24 protein-coding genes and 1 tRNA gene are annotated in these 19,916 nt (G+C 33.0%); 15 read left to right on the top strand and 10 right to left on the bottom strand.

Features of this window, described 5'->3' with window-relative positions; all coding sequences use genetic code 11:
• Positions 1-61: 61 nt before the first annotated feature.
• Positions 62-1,288, top strand: coding sequence for a DUF763 domain-containing protein (locus tag NFRAN_RS03770; protein WP_172602096.1), 1,227 nt, complete (start codon positions 62-64; stop codon positions 1,286-1,288).
• On the opposite strand, the gene asnS is transcribed toward NFRAN_RS03770, so the two are convergent.
• Positions 1,271-2,581, bottom strand: coding sequence for an asparagine--tRNA ligase (gene asnS / locus NFRAN_RS03765; protein ID WP_134483156.1), 1,311 nt, complete (start codon positions 2,579-2,581; stop codon positions 1,271-1,273). The genes NFRAN_RS03770 and asnS overlap by 18 nt on opposite strands.
• Positions 2,582-3,166: 585 nt before the next feature.
• Here asnS and NFRAN_RS03760 point away from each other — a divergent pair.
• Positions 3,167-3,430 carry a DUF4364 family protein gene (locus NFRAN_RS03760; RefSeq protein ID WP_134483155.1) on the top strand — a complete coding sequence of 88 codons (264 nt, stop codon included), beginning with the start codon at positions 3,167-3,169 and terminating at the stop codon, positions 3,428-3,430.
• Between the two features lie 55 nt (positions 3,431-3,485).
• Complete coding sequence (locus tag NFRAN_RS03755) at positions 3,486-3,845, top strand: Rieske (2Fe-2S) protein (protein WP_134483154.1); 360 nt, start codon at positions 3,486-3,488, stop codon at positions 3,843-3,845.
• 41 nt (positions 3,846-3,886) lie between these two features.
• Here NFRAN_RS03755 and NFRAN_RS13585 read toward each other — a convergent pair whose 3' ends face one another.
• Together NFRAN_RS13585 and NFRAN_RS03750 are read right to left on the bottom strand one after the other, a co-directional pair.
• The gene (locus NFRAN_RS13585) at positions 3,887-4,033 is read right to left on the bottom strand and encodes a hypothetical protein (protein ID WP_172602095.1); all 147 of its coding nucleotides are present in this window, start codon (positions 4,031-4,033) and stop codon (positions 3,887-3,889) included.
• A 54-nt stretch (positions 4,034-4,087) separates the two neighbouring features.
• Positions 4,088-4,603, bottom strand: a complete 516-nt coding sequence (locus NFRAN_RS03750; RefSeq protein ID WP_134483153.1) for a hypothetical protein — start codon at positions 4,601-4,603, stop codon at positions 4,088-4,090.
• 55 nt (positions 4,604-4,658) lie between these two features.
• Here NFRAN_RS03750 and NFRAN_RS03745 point away from each other — a divergent pair, with 55 nt between their 5' ends.
• From NFRAN_RS03745 to NFRAN_RS13580, 7 genes are all read left to right on the top strand, one after another.
• Positions 4,659-4,937 (top strand): RpoL/Rpb11 RNA polymerase subunit family protein, encoded by a 279-nt coding sequence (locus tag NFRAN_RS03745; RefSeq protein ID WP_134483152.1) that lies wholly within the window; start codon positions 4,659-4,661, stop codon positions 4,935-4,937.
• 28 nt (positions 4,938-4,965) lie between these two features.
• Positions 4,966-5,304: a transcription factor S gene (locus tag NFRAN_RS03740; protein ID WP_134483151.1), complete on the top strand. Its 339-nt coding sequence runs from the start codon at positions 4,966-4,968 to the stop codon at positions 5,302-5,304.
• A gap of 52 nt (positions 5,305-5,356) precedes the next feature.
• Positions 5,357-6,109, top strand: a complete 753-nt coding sequence (pcn, locus tag NFRAN_RS03735) for a proliferating cell nuclear antigen (pcna) (protein ID WP_134483150.1) — start codon at positions 5,357-5,359, stop codon at positions 6,107-6,109.
• A 131-nt stretch (positions 6,110-6,240) separates the two neighbouring features.
• Positions 6,241-7,638 carry an aspartate kinase gene (locus NFRAN_RS03730; protein WP_197731107.1) on the top strand — a complete coding sequence of 466 codons (1,398 nt, stop codon included), beginning with the start codon at positions 6,241-6,243 and terminating at the stop codon, positions 7,636-7,638.
• A 142-nt stretch (positions 7,639-7,780) separates the two neighbouring features.
• The gene (cobJ, locus tag NFRAN_RS03725) at positions 7,781-8,575 is read left to right on the top strand and encodes a precorrin-3B C(17)-methyltransferase (RefSeq protein ID WP_134483148.1); all 795 of its coding nucleotides are present in this window, start codon (positions 7,781-7,783) and stop codon (positions 8,573-8,575) included.
• A 63-nt stretch (positions 8,576-8,638) separates the two neighbouring features.
• Positions 8,639-9,259 carry a hypothetical protein gene (locus NFRAN_RS03720; protein ID WP_172602094.1) on the top strand — a complete coding sequence of 207 codons (621 nt, stop codon included), beginning with the start codon at positions 8,639-8,641 and terminating at the stop codon, positions 9,257-9,259.
• Positions 9,260-9,342: 83 nt separating this feature from the next.
• Positions 9,343-9,471, top strand: a tRNA-Gly gene (locus NFRAN_RS13580).
• A 53-nt stretch (positions 9,472-9,524) separates the two neighbouring features.
• On the opposite strand, the gene NFRAN_RS03715 is transcribed toward NFRAN_RS13580, so the two are convergent.
• The gene (locus tag NFRAN_RS03715; RefSeq protein ID WP_172602093.1) at positions 9,525-10,004 is read right to left on the bottom strand and encodes a DDE-type integrase/transposase/recombinase; all 480 of its coding nucleotides are present in this window, start codon (positions 10,002-10,004) and stop codon (positions 9,525-9,527) included.
• Entirely contained in the window at positions 9,950-10,138 is a 189-nt protein-coding gene (locus tag NFRAN_RS13575) for a hypothetical protein (protein WP_172602092.1), read from the bottom strand. The genes NFRAN_RS03715 and NFRAN_RS13575 overlap by 55 nt, the downstream gene beginning before the upstream one ends.
• A 475-nt stretch (positions 10,139-10,613) precedes the next feature.
• Between NFRAN_RS13575 and NFRAN_RS03710 the strand changes: the two genes are divergently transcribed.
• A complete protein-coding gene (locus NFRAN_RS03710; RefSeq protein WP_320410601.1) occupies positions 10,614-11,486 on the top strand; it encodes a cache domain-containing protein in 873 nt (290 codons plus the stop codon).
• A 788-nt stretch (positions 11,487-12,274) separates the two neighbouring features.
• On the opposite strand, the gene NFRAN_RS03705 is transcribed toward NFRAN_RS03710, so the two are convergent.
• Together NFRAN_RS03705 and NFRAN_RS03700 are read right to left on the bottom strand one after the other, a co-directional pair.
• Positions 12,275-13,057, bottom strand: coding sequence for an ABC transporter permease (locus NFRAN_RS03705; RefSeq protein WP_134483144.1), 783 nt, complete (start codon positions 13,055-13,057; stop codon positions 12,275-12,277).
• A gap of 4 nt (positions 13,058-13,061) precedes the next feature.
• Positions 13,062-14,102, bottom strand: coding sequence for an ABC transporter ATP-binding protein (locus NFRAN_RS03700; protein WP_134483143.1), 1,041 nt, complete (start codon positions 14,100-14,102; stop codon positions 13,062-13,064).
• Between the two features lie 150 nt (positions 14,103-14,252).
• On the opposite strand from NFRAN_RS03700, the gene NFRAN_RS03695 reads away from it, so the two are divergent.
• From NFRAN_RS03695 to NFRAN_RS03685, 3 genes are all read left to right on the top strand, one after another.
• Complete coding sequence (locus NFRAN_RS03695) at positions 14,253-15,596, top strand: adenylate/guanylate cyclase domain-containing protein (protein ID WP_134483142.1); 1,344 nt, start codon at positions 14,253-14,255, stop codon at positions 15,594-15,596.
• Positions 15,597-15,827: 231 nt separating this feature from the next.
• Positions 15,828-16,100: a hypothetical protein gene (locus NFRAN_RS03690; RefSeq protein ID WP_134483141.1), complete on the top strand. Its 273-nt coding sequence runs from the start codon at positions 15,828-15,830 to the stop codon at positions 16,098-16,100.
• 897 nt (positions 16,101-16,997) lie between these two features.
• The gene (locus tag NFRAN_RS03685) at positions 16,998-17,459 is read left to right on the top strand and encodes a transcriptional regulator (protein ID WP_232037927.1); all 462 of its coding nucleotides are present in this window, start codon (positions 16,998-17,000) and stop codon (positions 17,457-17,459) included.
• 109 nt (positions 17,460-17,568) lie between these two features.
• Here the strand turns inward: NFRAN_RS03685 and NFRAN_RS03680 are convergent, their stop codons facing one another.
• Positions 17,569-18,072, bottom strand: a complete 504-nt coding sequence (locus NFRAN_RS03680) for a hypothetical protein (RefSeq protein ID WP_134483140.1) — start codon at positions 18,070-18,072, stop codon at positions 17,569-17,571.
• 88 nt (positions 18,073-18,160) lie between these two features.
• Here NFRAN_RS03680 and NFRAN_RS03675 point away from each other — a divergent pair, with 88 nt between their 5' ends.
• Positions 18,161-18,667, top strand: a complete 507-nt coding sequence (locus NFRAN_RS03675) for a DUF4149 domain-containing protein (RefSeq protein ID WP_134483139.1) — start codon at positions 18,161-18,163, stop codon at positions 18,665-18,667.
• On the opposite strand, the gene NFRAN_RS03670 is transcribed toward NFRAN_RS03675, so the two are convergent.
• Both NFRAN_RS03670 and NFRAN_RS03665 read right to left on the bottom strand, forming a co-directional pair.
• Complete coding sequence (locus NFRAN_RS03670) at positions 18,668-19,294, bottom strand: hypothetical protein (RefSeq protein ID WP_134483138.1); 627 nt, start codon at positions 19,292-19,294, stop codon at positions 18,668-18,670.
• A gap of 297 nt (positions 19,295-19,591) precedes the next feature.
• Complete coding sequence (locus tag NFRAN_RS03665; RefSeq protein WP_145988007.1) at positions 19,592-19,813, bottom strand: hypothetical protein; 222 nt, start codon at positions 19,811-19,813, stop codon at positions 19,592-19,594.
• Between the last annotated feature and the right edge of the window lie 103 nt (positions 19,814-19,916).

Raw genomic sequence — 19,916 nt, 5'->3', positions numbered from 1 at the left:
ATTTTATCCTCAAAGTAATGATTCCCTTAAGATAATATTATCAATGACAGTATTCATTTTGATGGTAAATTATAATAGCATTACATTACCTCTGCATTCTGGAAATCCACCAACTTATTTGATCCGGCGCATGACTAAATTGGCTGGATGTATTACGAAAGTGATTATTGATGATAAAGGTACTCTTGAATTTATGAAAAAACTGTCGGATCCTCTATGGTTTCAGGCTTTTGGATGTGTTTTAGGATTTGATTGGCACTCATCAGGATTAACTACTGTTGTAATGGCCGTTTTGAAACAATCACTTTCCGTGGAATCACATGGAATTGCAATAGCAGGAGGCAAAGGAAAAAAAGCTAAAGGAACGTTAGGTGAAATACAGAATATATGCAATCACGAATTTAATCTAACCGAAGATAAAATCCAAACTTTAATTTATGCTAGCAAGATGTGTGCTAAGGTTGACAATTGTGCTATCCAGGACTTTTATGCGCTGTATCATCACAACATAATATTTGATGGATGTGGTAATTGGTCTGTCGTTCAACAGGGAATGAATACAAGTACAAATACATCTCGACGATATCACTGGTTCTCAAAATGGCTAAAGAATGGATATGTTCTAGAGCCGCATTCAGGTTTAATAGGTGACGCAAACTTTGGAAACAAAGTCCTTGATATGACAAACAGGAATTCTATTGAAAATCAAAAAACATCATTGGATTTGGTAAACGATCATCAAAATTTAGCTAATATATATGATTCTTTGTCTAAAATTTCAACTCGTAGGAAAGATATGTCGATTGATAACTGGATAAATCAACCCGTGATTAATAATAATCTGTTTAGATTACCAGAATTTTCTGATCCTGCTTCTGATTTACACTATTATATGCCTCGAAAAATAGATTGGAATTTGATGAGAAAAATCTATGATATCCATCCTTCTACTTATGAGGAATTTTTATCTATACCCGGAGTTGGTCCATCTACTATTAGAGCCGTGTCATTAATAGCTGAACTAATCTTTGGGTCAAAAACCTCGTGGAATGATCCCGTAAAATTTACATTCGCTCATGGGGGTAAAGATGGGGTACCGTTCTTTATCGACAAGAGCAATTATGATGAATCTACTAGACTATTGCAATCGTGTATTGAAGGCGCAGAAATTTCAAGGGAAGAGAGAGTCAGTTCTCTCAAAAAACTAACTGAATTTAACCATAGAATGTTTAATCAAGAAAATAAGGATTATCAATCTTGTAATCCAAACTTAGGGAAGAATTCTTGACATTGTCCTGGGAAACAATGTTACATCCTTGATGTCGTCAAAATTCAGGATCCATCTTAGAAACCTTTCTATTCCTAATCCAAACCCGCCATGAGGTATAGATCCGTATTTTCTTAGATCCAAATACCACAAGTAGTCATCAATTTTTAAGTTTGATTGTCTAATCTTGTTTTTTAAGACGGACAAGTTATCTTCCCTTATTCCTCCACCTGATATTTCTCCAAATCCATATGGAGCCAGTAAATCCACTGCTAGACCAGTATTCTCATCCGATGGATTTTGTTTAACGTAAAATGGCTTTATTTTCAATGGATATTCAGTTATAAAAATGGGATTAGTTCTGTCCTTTGTTAATTCTCTTTCTGATTCGGTACTGAGGTCATCACCCCATTCTATATTTCTTTCCTTTCCATCCTGATCCATAATCTTACAATCAAGGGATCTTAAAATATCAATGGCTTTTCCATAGCTGATTCTTTCAAAAGGGGGTGATATTTTTTCTAATCTTTTAAGTGCATCTTTGCTTAAAAAATTCAATTCCTTTTGATTGTATGTCTTGATCATCGTAATAATGTAATATATCAGGTTCTCTTGAATCGAAAGTAGGTCTGGCAACCCTATCCAAGGAATCTCTGCTTCCAAATGAGTAAATTCCGCTAAATGTCTTACGGTTCTTGACCTTTCTGCTCTAAATGAGGGACTAATTGTCCATACAGGGCCTAAACTGTATATCATGGCTTCTAAATACAATTGAGAGCTTTGAGAAAGATATGCGATATTATCAAAATATTTGACTTCGAATAAAGTTGCCCCGCCTTCAACTGCGCCTTTCACAAGCAAGGGAGGAGTTACCTCCATCCAATCCTCTTTATCGAACCAATGTCGAGAATACTTTAATAAAGATCCTCTTAGTTTCCCAATAGATATAAATTTACGTGTCCTAAGAGTTAGATGTCGATAGTCTAGTAATATCTCGTCACTTTGATATTCTCCAATTGGATAATCGGTTGCAGCTATATTAAAAATAGTAATCTTGTTGACCTTTAATTCATATCCTCCCTCTATAGCACGATCATCCTTTTCCAACCTTCCTGTTATTTCGACAGATGATTCAATTGTGAGTTTTTTAGTTAAATTCGATGGACATACAGCTTGTATGATGTCCCCTCTTTCATCACGGAGGATGATGAAAGTTTTCTCCTTTTGTTTTCTTAATCTGTGTACCCATCCTCTTAGTGAGACGTTCGCGCCTATTTCGTTCTCTCTTTTAACATCTGCAATCCTTCTCGACACTCTTTCTATTTGACGGATATTTTATTTATTTATCTTTGGATAGTCTGTCTATTAAAATGATCATTCCTATATTATTATGAAAACATGGGACATGGATTATTATGTTGTTTTCCTCTTCTCTTCAGATGGGATTATTCTCCACTAGACAATAAAACCTAAACCATTATCAAGGCAACTTCGATGCTCTGTGTATAAAACATTGATTTTGTTTTGGATAATTCATTCTTTAATCATATGAAAAATTACTTGTCTCATAAATAATTATTTCTATGTGATGATCTTTTTAGTATATGGTTAGTCAAAGTATGTGTAGTAAGATTCTTGTTGAATTATCACAATTGATCCGTTTATATCTGACAAGTTCTATTCTACCTATTTCATAAAATAAACTAATAACGTGTTCAGCTTTTTTCTTTGCTTCTTCAAAATTTGAGCATTCATAATATAAAACTGCTTGTTTGAATGATTAGTATCATATATATTATAATTTCAATACCATCAAATCGAACAAACCACTAATACATATCTATTGGTCTTAGTATTGCTCCGTTTTTATTTTTTAAATTAATTATTACTTTGGATAAAATGAAAAATAGAAGCCGCCTAGAAATAATAGCAATGATACTAGAAACAGTAGGTGATAACGGTGCAATACAGGCTAAAATCATGTATAAAGTATATCTTTCCTTTCTTCAAATGAAAGAATACTTGTCCCAACTTATGAAAAACGATCTGATAGTTTATGATGATGGGGCTCAAATTTATAAGATGACTGACAAAGGAAGACGTTTTTTAATATTGTACAAGCAGATGACAGAGTCAATCACCATGACAAAGCCAATACTCTAATTTTTTTTAACTAGAGTTTGATTAATTTATAAGTAAGGGTTTTTAAACTTTATTCGTGATTTTTGACACCGGTTTGAAGATAGATGATCTGAATTCTGGACCATTTAAGAAAATCACAATAGAAAAGGAAGAAATCGTAATAGGGAAAAAAAATGATCGAATTTTTGCCTTTAACAATATATGTCCACATAAGGGAGCTTCTTTATCAAAAGGTAGCTTGAATGGTGATAATATTGTTTGTTACATGCATGGTTATGAATACAATATCTTTACTGGAAAACTAGAAAAAATGAAATCTTGGAAGAAGGATTCAACTTGGGTAGAACAAAATGATCAGTGGAGATACTCAGGGAATTTGAAGACTTACAAAGTTCATATAGATAGAGATAAAATTCTTATTGAATTAGGTCCATGACCTAATGGAAAGCCGATAATTCATGTCTTACAGGAGATTTCTTATTCGGGTACCGAGTCACTTACTAGTTTTCCGTTTTCGATTTTCACAAATAAGTATCTATTATCCTTAAAAATCAGAGTCAATTCATTTTCGCTTTCCTCTACATCTAGAAGTTCCTGTCCTTTTATACCATCAAATTTTGCCATGATGTATAAGGCAATTATAAGACATATTTAAATTAGATTAATTAAAGTAAAAAATCAAACTAGTTCTGTGTCTTCAATCTTTAATTCTTTCTCTATGCTTTGCTTATCTATAAAATCATGTTTACCCCAAGATAATTTTACTGAAATGATGATGTCATTCTTTCCTTTCTTAAAGTATTTCCTTTCAATTTCGATTTCTTTCTCAAAGTCGAATAGCAATTTCCTTGCCTCTTCTTCTTCGAGTGGATAAAATGGATTTTCATCCTTTACAATCATAACCCATATTCGGTGGTCGATTTTTGGGTTTCTAGTCCAAAAGAAAATAGCCTTTCTAACTAGCTTTATTGTATCGATAACTCTGCCATTAACCTTGACATTCAAATTAGTGGTAATCCTCAAGGAATTATCGTGTTTATTATATGCTTTTTCCCAATTTTTCTGTGTTAATTGGTTACGAATTAATCCTTTTAAACCAAAACGCAAAGTAAATGTGATTGGGTCTTCCTTTTGCTTCTCATGATTTGACTTTACTAAAGTCAAATCATCGATATAGCTGACATTTTCTTCCAATTTAGATACTGAGAAGGTATCATTTATATCCTCAATATGTAGTTGTCTTTTATATATGCATGCTGAAGTAACACATGCTAAAGACAAAGAATTAGAGTTTAAAATACATGATATAGATATATCTATTTTATATATAATTCAGTATGAGATACAGAAGGACTTGGATAATAAATTTACAGGAGTTGTTTTAAAACATCCATTAATACGTGAATATATGCTCAAGATAATAACCAACAAGAATGACCCATATAAGGCAGTTGATGATTCGGTAGGTTCCGCCATCAGGTATACCAATGATCTTGCTGGTATGCTTAAATTAACTATAGGAAGTTGAAATCTAAGATGAATGTGGTGATAATAACATGAAATTCTGTCCTAAATGTGACTCCAGGTTAAGGAATAGACAGGAAGATCAAACATTAACTTGTCTCAAATGCGGTCACATTATAGTCAGTGATAATAATACAAGTACTGCGAGTATCGTCAGTACCGTTTCCAGTTATGATTATTCTGATGACACTTTAAAAATACTGGATTCGGATAGACCGATTGAGGGATTGCCGACTACAAATATTGAATGTCCCAAATGTCAAAATAATTTAGCGTTTTGGTGGATGTTGCAAACGCGCTCAGCTGATGAAGCAACCACTCAATTCTATAGATGTACAAAATGTAGCCATACCTGGAGAAATTATTCTTAAGTTTTCTTAAGAGCTCGGTATTTTTAAGTAACTTTTAATATAGTTAATAAAAATGATGTTTGTAGCCAAGACAAAATCTCCGGAGGGATGGAAAATAATTAATTCTGCTATCTCTACACTAGTAGATGAGGCAACATTTGAAGCAACTTCTGAAGGGATATCTTTTAGAGGAATGGATCCGTCTCATGTTGCACTAATTGATATTTTTTGGCCCAATACCGCGTTTGATAGTTATAAATGTGATTCGGAACTAAAGTTTGGGGTCCGCATATCTGAATTTTCAAAATTGATCAAAAGAACTGACAAGAAAGATGAACTAGAGATCTCTATTAGTGACCAAGATGTATTGAGGATAAAAACAAGTGGTAGTTACAAGAGAGAATACAAAATGCGACTTATTGAAAGTTCTTCGGGGTCTACCCCATTACCCAAATTGTCGTTTAATTCAAAGCTAGTAATATCGTTGCCGTCATTTGATAAGATATTATCTGATATTGAAGTTGTATCCGAATACGTGGAAATCGAGTCTTTTCCTGAAAAAGTAGAATTTGTAGGAAAAAGTGACACTGGTGAAGCGATCGTAATTATGGAACCAAATAGCGAAGGACTAGAGGAAATAGATGTTAAAGAAGAATCCAAAGCTACCTATAGCCTCGATTATTTGCTTAAAATAGTAAAATCGATTGGTTCTGTTGGCGTCGCTGCTGCCATAGAATATTCTAGTAAAATGCCAATTAGACTTGAATTCCGTATAGCCAATATAGGTCGTATTCACTTTTATCTTGCACCTCGAGTTCAGGATTAGGGGCGAATTGATCCATGTGTTTTTTATCTTTCAAATTTCTACAAGAAATGCTGTACCCAAATCATAGTTTGGGTACACTCTAATGAAACTATTGTCTATAAACGGCAGGAGAGAATAGCATGAGAATTATTATGAAATTTGGTGGCTCCGTTCTAGATTCGCCACAAAGAATAAAGAAAATTGTGGAGATTGTAAAATCCTTTAGAATTAACAAAAATACTCCTGAAATTATATGTGTGATTTCTGCTATGTATGGTGTTACTGATAAAATTATTGCTCTTTCGGATTCGCTAGTCAAAAGTGACAAGAGAGCGATTAAAAAATTTATCGATGAAATGACATTAGTTCACATAGAATTAGTTGAAGGAGCGATAACCAATCCAAAACTTCGACAACAGGCAAAGAATGCTGTGTTAGAAGTGATGAGCGAATTTCAAGCAGTACTTGAAGGATTGGTGTTAATAGCTGAAGTAACTCCACGTTCATTAGATCATATTCTCTCCTTTGGAGAACGATTAATGGCGCCTATCGTTAGTTATTCTTTAAAGGATCAGGATTTAAATTCTGATTATTTTACTGGTAAACAGATTGGTATTGTTACGGATTCAAATTTTGGTGAAGCAAGCCCATTAATGGATACTACAAAATTTCGGGTAAATGCTAGATTAGTTCCTATATTACAGAAAAATATTATTCCTGTCGTAACCGGGTATATAGCAGCAGATCAACATGATCATGTTACCACCTTAGGACGGAGCGGTTCAGATTATACGGCAACAATTATTGCTTTTTGTATTAATGCGGATGTGGTGTATCTCTGGAGTGATGTGGATGGATTAATGACTGCCGATCCGTCGATAGTAAATGGAGCTCAAGTTTTGTCAGAAATATCATACAACGAAGCTGCTGAAATGGTTTTGTTTGGAGCCAAATATATTCATCCACGAGCTCTCGAACCTGTCATGGATTCTAATATTCCTATCATAATTAGAAATGCTCTAAATTTAATCAATCCTGGTACTACTATCACCCCTGTGTTGAAAGTTTCTACTAATATAGTAAAATCAATAATCTCCATACGCAATACTGCATTAATAGATGTAGGTGGGGGAGGAATGGTTGGAGCACCTGGGACAGCTGCAAGTATTTTTCAAACACTTGCCAAAAATAAAGTAAATATAATGATGATTTCTCAGGGACCATCTGAATCTAGTATTTCTATGATACTTAAACAAGATGATCTGGGGAAGGCGATAACGTCATTGGAGCTGAAACTTCTAGGAAGAGTTATCAAACATCTAAATGTATTAGAAAATGTGTCAATAGTTACTGTTGTTGGATCTGGTATGCGCGGGATAAAGGGGATAGCTGGTAGAATCTTTACATCAATTGCCAAGAACGATATCAACGTAATAATGATCGCCCAAGGGTCTTCTGAATTAAACCTTGCATTTGTGGTTAACGATGACGATTGCGAAAAAGCCGTCAGAACATTACATCATGAATTTGGTTTAGATAAAGTGCAATAAAACAAGGCGATTCTCTTTAGACTTTTACATCTACTTTATGAATGAATGATCTCTTTTATCATCAAAACTCATTCTCTTTTCGATGATGAAAATATGATTTTTTTTAATGAATATATCTTATTTAGAAAAAATTAAATGAAATATGTATTCATTATACTCTAGATTGGGTTTAGGCAAATTATATGTAGTAGGAGTTGGTCCTGGTCATCACGATCATATGACCTTTAGAGCTAAAAAGGCAATAGAAGAAAGTCAAATTATTATAGGTTATGAAACTTATGTTTCGTTAGTAGAAGACTTGATTGCCGGTAAGGAAATTTATCGATATCCAATGACCCAAGAAGTCGACCGTGCAAACCAGGCGATTGAATTCGCTGAGAGAGGCAATATAGTATCATTAGTATCATCGGGTGACCCAGGTATATATGGTATGGTGGGGTTAATTTATGAGATCCTAGCTGAAAAAGGCTGGAAAAAAAATGAAGGTATTGAGGTCGAATGTGTTCCTGGTGTATCTTCGTTAAATTCTTGTAGTGCATTAATAGGGTCGCCGTTAATGACTGATTTTGCGGTAGTGAGTATGAGTGATTTACTCGTGCCATGGGAAATCATTGTAAAAAGAGTTGAGGCAGCTGCCTTGGGCGATTTTGTTACTGTTGTATATAATCCCTCAAGTAAAAAACGTGTTCATCAGTTAAAAGATGCAAGGGATATCTTTTTAAAATATCGAAGTCCAAATACTCCGGTAGCTATTGTCAAAGGAGCCTTTAGGGAAAGCCAGTCAATTGTCGTTACTGATTTAGAAAAAATGTTAGATTTTCCAGACATGATGGGTATGATTACCACCATAATTATAGGAAATTCATCATCCTTTAATTATAATAATATGATGATAAATCCGAGAGGTTATCGTTCAAAATATCAACTGGTAAAATAAATAAAGATACTTAATTTATTTTCGTTACCTATAAATTTGATAGTCGTTCAACAATTGAACGAATTGTCTGGCAATGCTTTTACGTATGGTAATTTGATACTTTTGTACTGCAAATTTGATATGGATAACCTTTTTCGCTCGGATGATAATGGGGTTGTGGATTCTGATCGTAAGCTATCATACGATTCTTTGCCAGATTTTGTAAAGGCAAGGGTTACTCTATGTGTTGATACGTTCAATTTAATAATGAAGTCCAAACCGGACAAGTTCTATACAACAGTTATTTTGATAACTGACCCTATTTTCAATAACATAATTAGAGATCACCTGATCATCGAAGGAATTTCGGGGCAATACATCGAACAGGACAATACTTCAAAAACAATCGAATCTGTAATAAATAATGTAGTGAATCGCGTTAGATCCCTTGCCAATCCTCCAGCTATTTACTTTGTCGGATCAGTTTGGCAAAAAGAGGTATTTGATTCAATTGTAAACTCAAAATTAAAGAATAAATTCAAAATTTTCTTTGAAGGAGCGCTTGATCATAGATCGTATGAACTTATTGAAAAAGACAAATTTATAGAAGAACCAAAAAAAAGTTCTACCTACTACAAACATAAGCTAACAAATAAGGCGATCGATACTTTGCTCAATTATATATTTTCCAATAAGAGAAAGTAGGCTTAAATCACCTCGTTCGTTTTTTATTATATTTTATAAGATTGGAAAAGTTAATATCAGAATAAATAACAAGAATTGGTGTAGCGGTCATCGTCTAGTTTGGTTAGGACACTGGCCTTCCATATATAAGATCTATATGGAGAAAGCCCGTAACCCGGGACTTTGTCTCTATTTATATAGACAGAGCGGGAGTTCAAATCCCGGTGACCGCATAGACTATGGGATTTAAAGTCGATATTTAGGTGAATTGATAAAACGGCTCTGTTCACTTAATATGTTTTATTTCATTGTTATGATGGTCTACAAAGAGCCGCAGCCAATTCCGTACATGCTTTAACTTGCAATTCTTTATTCTACAAGGAAAGTAGTCATCGAAACTTTCGGTTCTATCCTTTACGTATTGCATCTTTCTTTCAATCAGACTTTTCTCCAGAGAGGAATGAATGTGATGATCGAGATTTAAGAATCGACACGCTTGAGGATACCAAGTACCTCCATCATCAGTCGAAACTGGATGAATTCCATGAATCTTGACTAAACCTGAAATGAATTTTTCAGCTACAAACATGTTTCTTTCTTTAGAGAGATAGACAGTGCGAGAATTTGCCTGTTTTCTGTCTGGTTCAGTTGCAACCCAGAGCCAGACAAACTCTGATCCCACCTTCAACATGGTCTCATCTATTATATACTCTAGAACTCTTCTTCTAGTTGACTTAGCTTTTGAGGCTTGTACTTTTGAATCCAATTCCAGATGGAAACGTGATTTCTCTTGTATATCTGAGATAATCTTTCCGAGGCTTTCCTTAAGGATAGGCCTGAAAAGTACAAATGCAACCCATAACATACATACTTTGAAGGCGTTCTGTTTCTAGTAAGCATAAAAGAAATGGAATGCTTTCAAGCTATAGGCTTATCGTTAACTGAACAGAGCCGATAAAACTGTATTGCATCCTTATATATCACAATTGACTTGCCCGGTCTTTATTCTCTAATCTCTATTATTACTAAATATCATTTTTTTCAGGATCTTGCCTGCATTTAATACTTTTAGTCAAAGAAATTAATATGCAAATAAGAAAATATCTTATGCTAAAAAGGTATTTTTGTCTTCAAAAATCATTTCAATTTTATAGGGTCTACTTGGCAAATTATATAGCGAAATCTAGATGATTAACAAAAATACCTTGTTGAATTACAGGTCTTGTCTGTTATTAATAGTTACTTTTTCTATAATAGTCTCTATTAGCTTATTCTCTAATATGGTCGTAGGTTTAACCTACACAAATAGTAGTTTTTTACACTCACAGTCTCAGATCAACATCCTGACAATCAAAATTATAGTTTACAAACTAATATACCCGTTCTGAGTAAGACTTTATTTCAAAATGTCTCTAATAACTATGCTGGGTTAAATTCTAGTACTATCAGAAATGATAATCAGGTATCAAATGATACTTTGTTGCTAGCAAATATTTTCGCTACTGATTTGTTAAATCGATTTTATCATTCAGCTTCAATATTGGAATTAACGGCTGGGCTTCCTCAGGTAAGAAACATATCTTATGTTCTCATGTTTGAACAAACTCTTGAATCGCATCATGGACTGCCCTCAAACAAGGATATTGAAAAACGACAGGTAGCTCAAGAGATTATTTCTAAGAATGGTACAGCTGACAATTTATTTGAAGTATTCTATTTGATGCCAAATGGTGATATGTACATGCTTGAGCCTTATTCTATACAAGAAACACTAAAAGAAAATAACTATGCATTTAGAGATTATTTTCAAAAAGTTATTCAAAATAATCAAACTTATCTTGGAAACGCTATTATTACCACAACTTCATCCGGTTTAAGAGAAGCCGTAATAGCTACTCCAGTATATTCCCTTGAAGATAATATAACTATAGCTGGAGTTTGGGCTGGCGGAATTGATTTTGGTAAAATAAACCGCCAACTCCAATCCCTGGATCTAATAAATGAAAATAAGCGGGTTGTATTTGTAGACGGCAATGGAGAAAAAATAGCTGATTCTGATCCCTATAGGTCTAACACATTTGAATCCTTTAATCAATTAATCAGTTTTAGGAATGCTGCAAATGGAGAAACTGGAACAACTTTTGAATCATTAAAAGCTGATAATGGTAGTACTAAAACAATTATATCGTATTATCCAGTTAATGCTTTTCATAATACTTGGGTAGTGTTTGTAATGAAGGAAACATGACTATTTAGATAGTCAAGGTTATTATATTTTCGCTAGGAACAGGGGTGAAAAATAAATATCTTCTAAACTATCGAATTTTTTCTTTAGGGCTGTTCGTGGTTTCCTTTTTTTTGAGAAAACAAATACTAAAAAGGTTAAAATAATGTAGTCACTAGCATCCTCTATATTAGATAAGAACTGCCTTCTTTATCAACACCTCTGATGCTAATTATGTTTTAAAATGGGAATTATTGTTTAGTAGTATTAAGACTATTATGTTTCATAAACCAATGAACGCGAATATCCTGTAGGGTTTTTGTTCTTGGATGTATGAACATATTATAAAGTGAATTCATATTAACTCATGCTATGTATTTTTAAGCAACAGATTTGCATTGTATACATATCAAGATCGATTACAGATATGTAAATTTCATTAAAAATAATTCTTTGAAGACGTATGTATGCATTTTTCTAACTCGTGTTCTTATGGTTCTACGTCACAGATAATAGGTTTTTCGTAAGATTATGATACATTATTCTGTTATCTTTATAGAATAAAAACCATTTTAGTCATTTAGAGTATATCATTTGGATCTACTAATTCAGATTTTTTATTATCCCGTTATGGTATTTCCATTAACAGTATCGTTATATTATGCATTAATTAAATTTTAATTATTTTGTGCATTGTATGTTTCGGATATGATCCTGAGGATATGCATTGTGATATATACATTTCATAAAATACAAGAAGGATAGATGAATTGATGTTAAATAATTAAATTTCCATAGAACATAATCATTGTCTAATCCATTTTTAAAGTCTTGTTTGCCGTCATTACGCCGACTAATAACATCACGCCTGCAAAAATTAACAAATAGTAAAAATAAATCCAACTAACATCAGAAATATTCCCTGCAAATATTATTTCTCTTCCGAATGTAGAAGAATAGGATACGGGGTTTAAGTTTGAAATGGTTTGCATCCATGTAGGGAAGTTGTCATTAGGGAATAAAGCAGTACTAGCAAACATTAAAGGTAAATTAATGAAATTTGAGATTAGTGTAGGGATTTGCCAGTCAGAGCTTGACATAGTCAACAGAAGGTATATTGACGAAAGTCCTAAACTCAATAACAATAATGAAAACAAGAACATGGTTAATCCGATGACATCGGGTATTTGGACTCCTAAAATCATAACGCCTATAAATACTATGGGTACTTGTAACATCCCTCGTGTCGCTGCTCCAAATACTTTTGACAGAAATATGATATAGTTTCGCGTTGGAGTAACCATTATCCTTCTAACATAACCTGATTTCTTATCTTGAATGAGACTCAGTGAACTAAACATTCCTACGAAGAGCATCGATGCAGACAATTGACCTGACAATAAAAAAGCAACATAGTTATCTGTTTGGAAAAAATCTTTTAGAAAAGAAACAGGAGCGTAAGCAAAACTACTTCCAAAAAAAACTATCCATAGTAATGGCTGTGCAATGCTAAGAGTAATAACAGCTGGATTTCTAAAAGTATTCATTATCTCTCTTACATACAAACCAATGAATTGATTAATTGGTAGTATCATTTCTTTAAGATAGATTTTTTATGTTGAGGTTCGCATCTGCCTCTTCAAACCTTTTACCAGTTAGCTCCAAAAAGATTGATTCGAGATTTGGTTTTTCAATTTTAATGGTTGCTATATTGTTTGGCTTGCTTTCTGTAATTTTGGATATCAATTCAGGTAATACAGTTTCAGCATTATTTACTTTTATTCTTAGTGTCAAACTATTGGTTAGGTGAGTTTCAAAAGTCCTATTTTTATCGATCGATCCTATCTCTTCGACTTGCATTATCCCATCAATGCAATTGAAATTGTTATAATCAAATGACGAAAGAAATGTGATTTCTATAATATCTCCATGAGTCTGTGTCTTTAGGACTTGAGGCGAGCCTGTTGCAATTATCTTGCCATTATTTATTATGGCAATAGCGTCACATAGTATATCAGCTTCTTCTATATAATGGGTGGTCAGAAATATTGTTACTCCATATACTGAATTTATTTTCTTGATAAGATTCCAAAGAAGTTTTCTTGTACTTACGTCCAGTCCGATCGTAGGTTCATCCATAAAGAGTATCTTAGGCTTGTGTAGGAGGGCCATTATGATTTCTAATTTTTTTTTCATACCTGTGGAAAGTTTCTCGACTCTTTTTGATTCAATATCATTTAAGTCAAAATACTTAAGAAGGTTACTAGCTCTACTCTTCCAATCCTTACCTATATTATGTAACCTTGCTTGAATATGGATATTTTCCATAATTGTAAGCGATTCATCCAAAATTACTTCCGATGATATCCAACCGATATTTTCCTTAACTTTTATGGGTTGTTCGTTTGTATCGAAATCTGCAACAAATGCTTTTCCACTCGATGGTTTTGATAAACCGGTAAGAATTTTGATTAGGGTGGTTTTTCCGGCGCCATTTGGACCTAATAACCCAAATATACTTCCATAACTAATTTCTAACTCAAGATTATCAAGTACCGTCTGTGTCCCATACACTTTCGAGAGATTTGTGCAATGTATGGCTAAATTCTTCTTGATTGGAGTAATCGAATCAAGTACCAAAAAACGAGATCCATCATACTATTTAATCGAGGTGATAAATACGTTGATAATTCTTTTAAATTTTCATACCGCTTGCTTTTTTACGTGGTGTCCACTTACTCTAACAATTATAAATTGGAGTAGCAAACTTATATTATAAAAATTTAAATCATGAATAAAAAAAGACTTGAGAGGGATATACAAGATGGCTGGTATTTTTTTATAGATATTGTTGGTTCATCGAATCCCAATTTATCAATATCAAGTCAATTAGAAAAAATAAGCATCATTCGAAACCTAATTGCCTCTTATCTTTCAACCCTTGGAAATACTGAAATTTACAAATCATTTACAGGAGATGGTATGCTCATAGTTTTTTTGGATTATACATCACCTCTGGAGTTGTCCATTTTTATTCACAAGAAAATCCGAGAGCATAATGAATCTGCATTAGAAAATGAAAAGATTTATGTTCGAATAGGAATCGGATACGGATCGTTTCTTTCATTTCGAGATGGGGTTCATAAGGAATTTGCGCCTTGGGGACACGAATTGGTTCTTGCGAGACGAATTATGGATATAGCTAGACCTAACCAAATATTATTAACCGATTTTGCATATCAAAAAATAAAAAACGATTATTTGTTTGACAGGAATATGTACGGATCATCTTTGCATGATAAAGGAAAAATCATGCTGAAACATCATAATGAATTGGAAAATGTTTATTCTTTTTATAAAATGGATGAATTCGGGAATAATTCTGATGTTGAATTTAGCATAGACTTAAAACCGATAATTCAGTATCAAAAATTTGATGAAACTTTTATAACACCTATTCAAGAATTTTGCGAAGCCAGATTTGCTACTATATTGGAGAAATTTAAGGATCTTACCAATCCATCAAAGGGTTTGGAAATCGGTTTACTTTCTACTGGATTGATCTACCAGGTATTATTTGAGAATGGTGATGATTATATCTCTGCTACTTATTTACCACCTGGAGAGTATTGGGATCTACAGAATAGTGCACCATTAAACCTCTTAAGTCACCAGGAAAAATCTTTAAGAAAATTAGATAATACAAAGCTCATCAATAACCATTACAGATTTTTGATTATGGAGAAAGAAAAGCTTGATGCCGATATAAAAGGCAATCAAAATAGCTCACTTCTATTCATTAAATGGCATTCAGAAAACAATGTAAATCTGTTTTTCATCAGTTCATCTGAGATTGATTCGATTCTCATAAAATATCCAAAAATTGTACACAATGTGGGGCTAGGGTTTTGGAACGGGAAATACGTGCTCCAGTTCGGACCGATCATGGAATATATAAATAGGAAAGACCCGAATCATCCATTATTGAGGCGCCGATTTTGGCTTCATGCAGTTGGTACAGAGACCTATAATCAAAGTAAAAATTTCTTTAGTGAATTGGTTGATCTGGCCCTAAGTAAGAAATTGACAAAGGTTGATCATAACTATTATAATAGTGTTATTAATGGCCAATAATGACGATATTTTTTCTGCTAGTTTTTTGATTGGTTTAATTTGTTCTCAATTAGATTTACACGTTACTTGCTTTAAATACTCGATATTATCTTCACAAGATGAATAATAGATTTATTTAGTTCTTTTTAAAAACCTTTTATGTTCCGAGTAACTTTCAAGTGAAATAACCTGGGACATCGCTTCAGTTAGAAATAAATACTTTTATTAGCTTGAAACTTTTTAGAATTATTCATGGATTTTGCAAATCGTCCTTTTCAACATAGGAATGTAGATAATTTTATATATGATAATCATCTCAACCAGATACCAAAGAGAAATTTAACTGAACTAGAGCTTTTGAATAATCAAATATTTGACTCTATGAGAGTGCGGATGCAAAATTTGTCTACTGGTAATGACCATCAGGATTTTAAGAGACTCGTAGACCAAACACTAGGCCGTGACATTTCAAATCTCAATAATTTAACAAAAGAATTTATCGAAACGAGAAGAGCGAAATTTTGATTAGCTGAAAATTTCAGATATTCTATTTGTTGTAAATCTGGTAGGTCCTTGGATTTTCACCCCGTTTGGTGGTTCTATTCCATACATTGAATTCTGCGGGGAAACAACATTTACCATGATGATTAACAAATAGGTTGTGATTAATTTAATGATTTTTATTTCAATCTAATAATATTTGAATTCTTATAGGTTTTTAGGCTAGACGAATATGCATTAGTAGGGTTGGCTACTTCTATTATGACGCAAATTGTACAAATACTCTACCTTTGCATTTGATTCCTTGATGCCATCTAGGTTTTGGTTTACTAATGGACTTTAATACGTCAAATCTTTGTCTTACATTTATTTCTTGAATTTTATTGGAGGTATCAAGATTTAACTCCTGTAAATCAAATACTATTATCAATAATTCTTGTTATTTTTCGTCAATAATACTCTCGTAATATATAATTAATCGTATTAATCTCTTGTCTACTATTCCAAAGTGGGTGCCAAACACAACTATCCTGTCGGTATTCAGTATTATTCGACAACATTCAGTATTATTTGACAACATTTAGTATTTGACTCCTGCTGATGAGTATGATATATTCGTCAATAGATTGAACAAAACTACAATTTACTATGACACGAATTCTAATTGATTCTATTCATGCATTAGTTTGAATTACTTTTGCAATGACAATTTAATTCAATTCTTGAATATCTGTAATATTTTGTTGCTATCTAAATACCTTTTAACAAACTCATGTTACATTTAGGCCTAACTGATATCTTTATTTGAGCCTTCATAGTTAGACCCGTGATGTTATTAATCTGATGGATAAATTCGAGAGATCCTTATACCCATTTGGGACTATAAAGACATTTATATGATTTTGTTGTAATTACTATGTTTTGTCATCTGAAATTATTGGTTCAAAATTATCTGTTCGTTCAAAAAGTGATCTTATCGATAAGGTGTTTGATGCTATTACCACTAGCGGCGAAGATGGTGTTTTTCAAACAGAACTATGTAAGCTATTCTCTTTGGATAGTAGAGACGGCTCAAGATTGGTAGGAAATTTAGAAAAACAGTCTTTAATTACCCGAGAAAAGGCGTTGTATCGTGGTAGGTGGACATACAAATTAGTTGTAAAAAAATCTTTCTCTATGGAAGCTGAAGAACGAAAACCAATCGACGTTAGTATGGTAGAGGGAGCTCCGTGTCTTTGTTGTTCATTTCAACATCTTTGTTCTAACGAAGATGAATCAAATCAGTATAGTCCTGCCAAGTGTCAAATTATTGAGGAGTGGATTCTGTCGTCTTTTGATAAGTTTATGATCAATCAACAATCTGGAGATCAGGAATTACTGTAAAGAAGATCAAATATTCCTGTAAAGATAATCACTTATACGATTATTATTTTATTTCATAATAATAATACTTTTACAACATTTAAAAGAAGGATTTAGTGGCTAAGGTAACTTACCATGTTGCATTAAATACTTTAGATGCTGAGCTAAATCCTGATTCAATTATTGCATTTCCGTTTATTATCCACTCAATGTTCTCAATTGCTTGATTATTTCTTAACAAGTCTAGCCTAATATTCTTGTCCAAAATAGGTGCTTCTATTACTGAACTTATGTTTGTATCTGTATTGGCCAACAGTTGGGGTCTGCCATTTACAGGTATATCTATATAAGACTTTGAAAACTCTCCAAGCAATTCACCGTCTGCAATTAACTCATAGTCAATCTTTGACGTTGTTAAAGCTTTATCCGTTGGATTTTGGATATTGAATACAACATTCAAAGTTGCGGTATTATTGTCATTCGAAATATCTTCTAGTTCGATCTTCTTGACAATTATGCTAAGAGCGTCCAAATCAGGCAAAGTTATTGTTAATATTAATGGTAGTAAAACAATCACTCCAACTATAACTGTAGCAGTACCGATCAGAACAAGTCTACGTCTACTTAAAAACAATTACTATCGAATTAAAATGTAAAGTATTGACACTAAAAAACTTTGTTTATAATATTATATTATAGAAGAAATAGGTATTTAGTATCCGATGAACTTTTTTGATCCCCTTGTTATTTGGATTCACTTGATATTTACATCCATCTGGGTTGGTGGGTCCATATTCCTGGGCTTAGTTTTGGCCCCATTGTTGAAAAAAACCATACCTGATCTTAACGAGCGAATATCATTTATGGTTATAGTAGGACGCAGATTTAACTATTTAGGTGGATCTTCTTTGATAATTCTTGTAATAACTGGTATTTACAATGCGCGTTACTTCTTTGGCCAGCCATCTTTATTATTTGAATCCACGTATGGATATATACTTCTGGCAAAGATCTTTTTAGTTTGTATTTTATTCATCGTTTATGCTATTCATGTAATGATTTTAAATAAGAATGTGGAGAGACAAATAGTTGACCGTAAAGTCCCAGAGGAATATTTTACATCCTTAAGAAGCAAGATAATCTTACTTGGACGACTCACAGTAGGTTTGTCTATATCTGTATTACTATTGGCCGCTTTTTTGGATACAGGTTTACCTGAGTTGGATTGATTATCTATTGTAATTCTGCAACATTAGGTTCTTTATTGCTTCTCCATTTTTTGCATTGTTGTCAAGGGAGACAGCCACTTTATTCCTGGATTTGGTATTTAAATCCAAAATAACGGTTTCATCATCTATGATGATTTCGATATTCAATATTTTTCGAGTTAGTGATACATCTTTGATTTCGACACTTTTCCCAAGTAAGCTGTTCTTATCCAATCTAGACAGCTTCATCAACATATATAGAGAGTCAATGAATGAATCTAACAGACCAAAAGTAATAACTTCTTCATAATCGGTGTCTCCATCTTCTGATGTTTTCAAACTAGGCAATTTTTTTCCGTTCATTGAATACTTCTTTGGTACCGCTAATGTCGTCATCGTACCGACTCTGCGCGAATCATTGGTAACATTCCATTTTATCTCTCTTGTTTGTGAGCTTAGTTCATCAAACGCCTTTACGAACTCATTGATTATTGATTCAATTGATATTTCTATTGAAAAGTTTTCAACTATTCTTATTATAACTCGAACAGTGTGGTAATTAAAATCATAACCTAAAAACTTGGTAAATAACATGGGTTTACCATACCTTATGGAATGAACTTCACATCCTTCAATGCTGCTAACCAATTTATGAAAATATTTTACTGACAGTCGATTTGTTTCTAAGCAATTTAGTTTTGAGACTATCAACAGTTTCATTACATTTGTAAAAAAAGACCGAAACTGTTCAGAATGTTCCTCAAAATTATACTGTATTACCTCGATTGTCAAGTATCTTATTAGAACTTAGAATATGTTAACTATTAATTGTTTATTTATTAATGTTTAGGAATTCAACCTTAATAATCAATCTATGGGCCGGATATTAGATACTCGAGTTTTCCAGATCTTTCTATTACATCGATTAAGCCATGATAATTTTTCTTATGGTTTATACCATCTCGAAAATCTGTCTTGAGCTAACAGCCTATTTTTAAAGTTCCTCAATATAAAACCTATTATAGTATGATACTTGTAAACATATGCAATACCAACTGTGATCGTTCCAACTACAACAAACCTTATTCCTATCTCTCTTAGTCCTCCTGTAAAGGCATTAATCAATACATCCATCAAAACAAAGGCTAATCCGAATAACAATACCAATATGCCTATTGTAATGAATGCTCTAAACAGTGGCGACTTGTTGTTAATAGAAATCTCGTTACACCATTATCCTATTATGTGACAATGCGTTAAATAAGTATAT

This window comes from Candidatus Nitrosocosmicus franklandus, from assembly GCF_900696045.1.
GTDB classification, from domain to species: Archaea; Thermoproteota; Nitrososphaeria; order Nitrososphaerales; family Nitrososphaeraceae; genus Nitrosocosmicus; species Nitrosocosmicus franklandus_A.
The sequence above is the reverse complement of the archived record's forward strand: the minus strand, read 5'-3'. Positions and strand labels throughout refer to the sequence as shown.

Excerpts from the sequence above, each read along its gene's own strand:
- NFRAN_RS03770 (WP_172602096.1), top strand. The coding sequence starts at position 62 with ATGGTAAATTATAATAGCATTACATTACCTCTGCATTCTGGAAATCCA.
- NFRAN_RS03760 (WP_134483155.1), top strand. The coding sequence starts at position 3,167 with ATGAAAAATAGAAGCCGCCTAGAAATAATAGCAATGATACTAGAAACA.
- NFRAN_RS13585 (WP_172602095.1), bottom strand. The coding sequence starts at position 4,033 with ATGGCAAAATTTGATGGTATAAAAGGACAGGAACTTCTAGATGTAGAG.
- NFRAN_RS03745 (WP_134483152.1), top strand. The coding sequence starts at position 4,659 with ATGCATGCTGAAGTAACACATGCTAAAGACAAAGAATTAGAGTTTAAA.
- NFRAN_RS03740 (WP_134483151.1), top strand. The coding sequence starts at position 4,966 with ATGAAATTCTGTCCTAAATGTGACTCCAGGTTAAGGAATAGACAGGAA.
- pcn (WP_134483150.1), top strand. The coding sequence starts at position 5,357 with ATGATGTTTGTAGCCAAGACAAAATCTCCGGAGGGATGGAAAATAATT.
- NFRAN_RS03730 (WP_197731107.1), top strand. The coding sequence starts at position 6,241 with ATGAAATTTGGTGGCTCCGTTCTAGATTCGCCACAAAGAATAAAGAAA.
- cobJ (WP_134483148.1), top strand. The coding sequence starts at position 7,781 with ATGTATTCATTATACTCTAGATTGGGTTTAGGCAAATTATATGTAGTA.
- NFRAN_RS13575 (WP_172602092.1), bottom strand. The coding sequence starts at position 10,138 with ATGCTTACTAGAAACAGAACGCCTTCAAAGTATGTATGTTATGGGTTG.
- NFRAN_RS03705 (WP_134483144.1), bottom strand. The coding sequence starts at position 13,057 with ATGATACTACCAATTAATCAATTCATTGGTTTGTATGTAAGAGAGATA.
- NFRAN_RS03695 (WP_134483142.1), top strand. The coding sequence starts at position 14,253 with ATGAATAAAAAAAGACTTGAGAGGGATATACAAGATGGCTGGTATTTT.
- NFRAN_RS03690 (WP_134483141.1), top strand. The coding sequence starts at position 15,828 with ATGGATTTTGCAAATCGTCCTTTTCAACATAGGAATGTAGATAATTTT.
- NFRAN_RS03675 (WP_134483139.1), top strand. The coding sequence starts at position 18,161 with ATGAACTTTTTTGATCCCCTTGTTATTTGGATTCACTTGATATTTACA.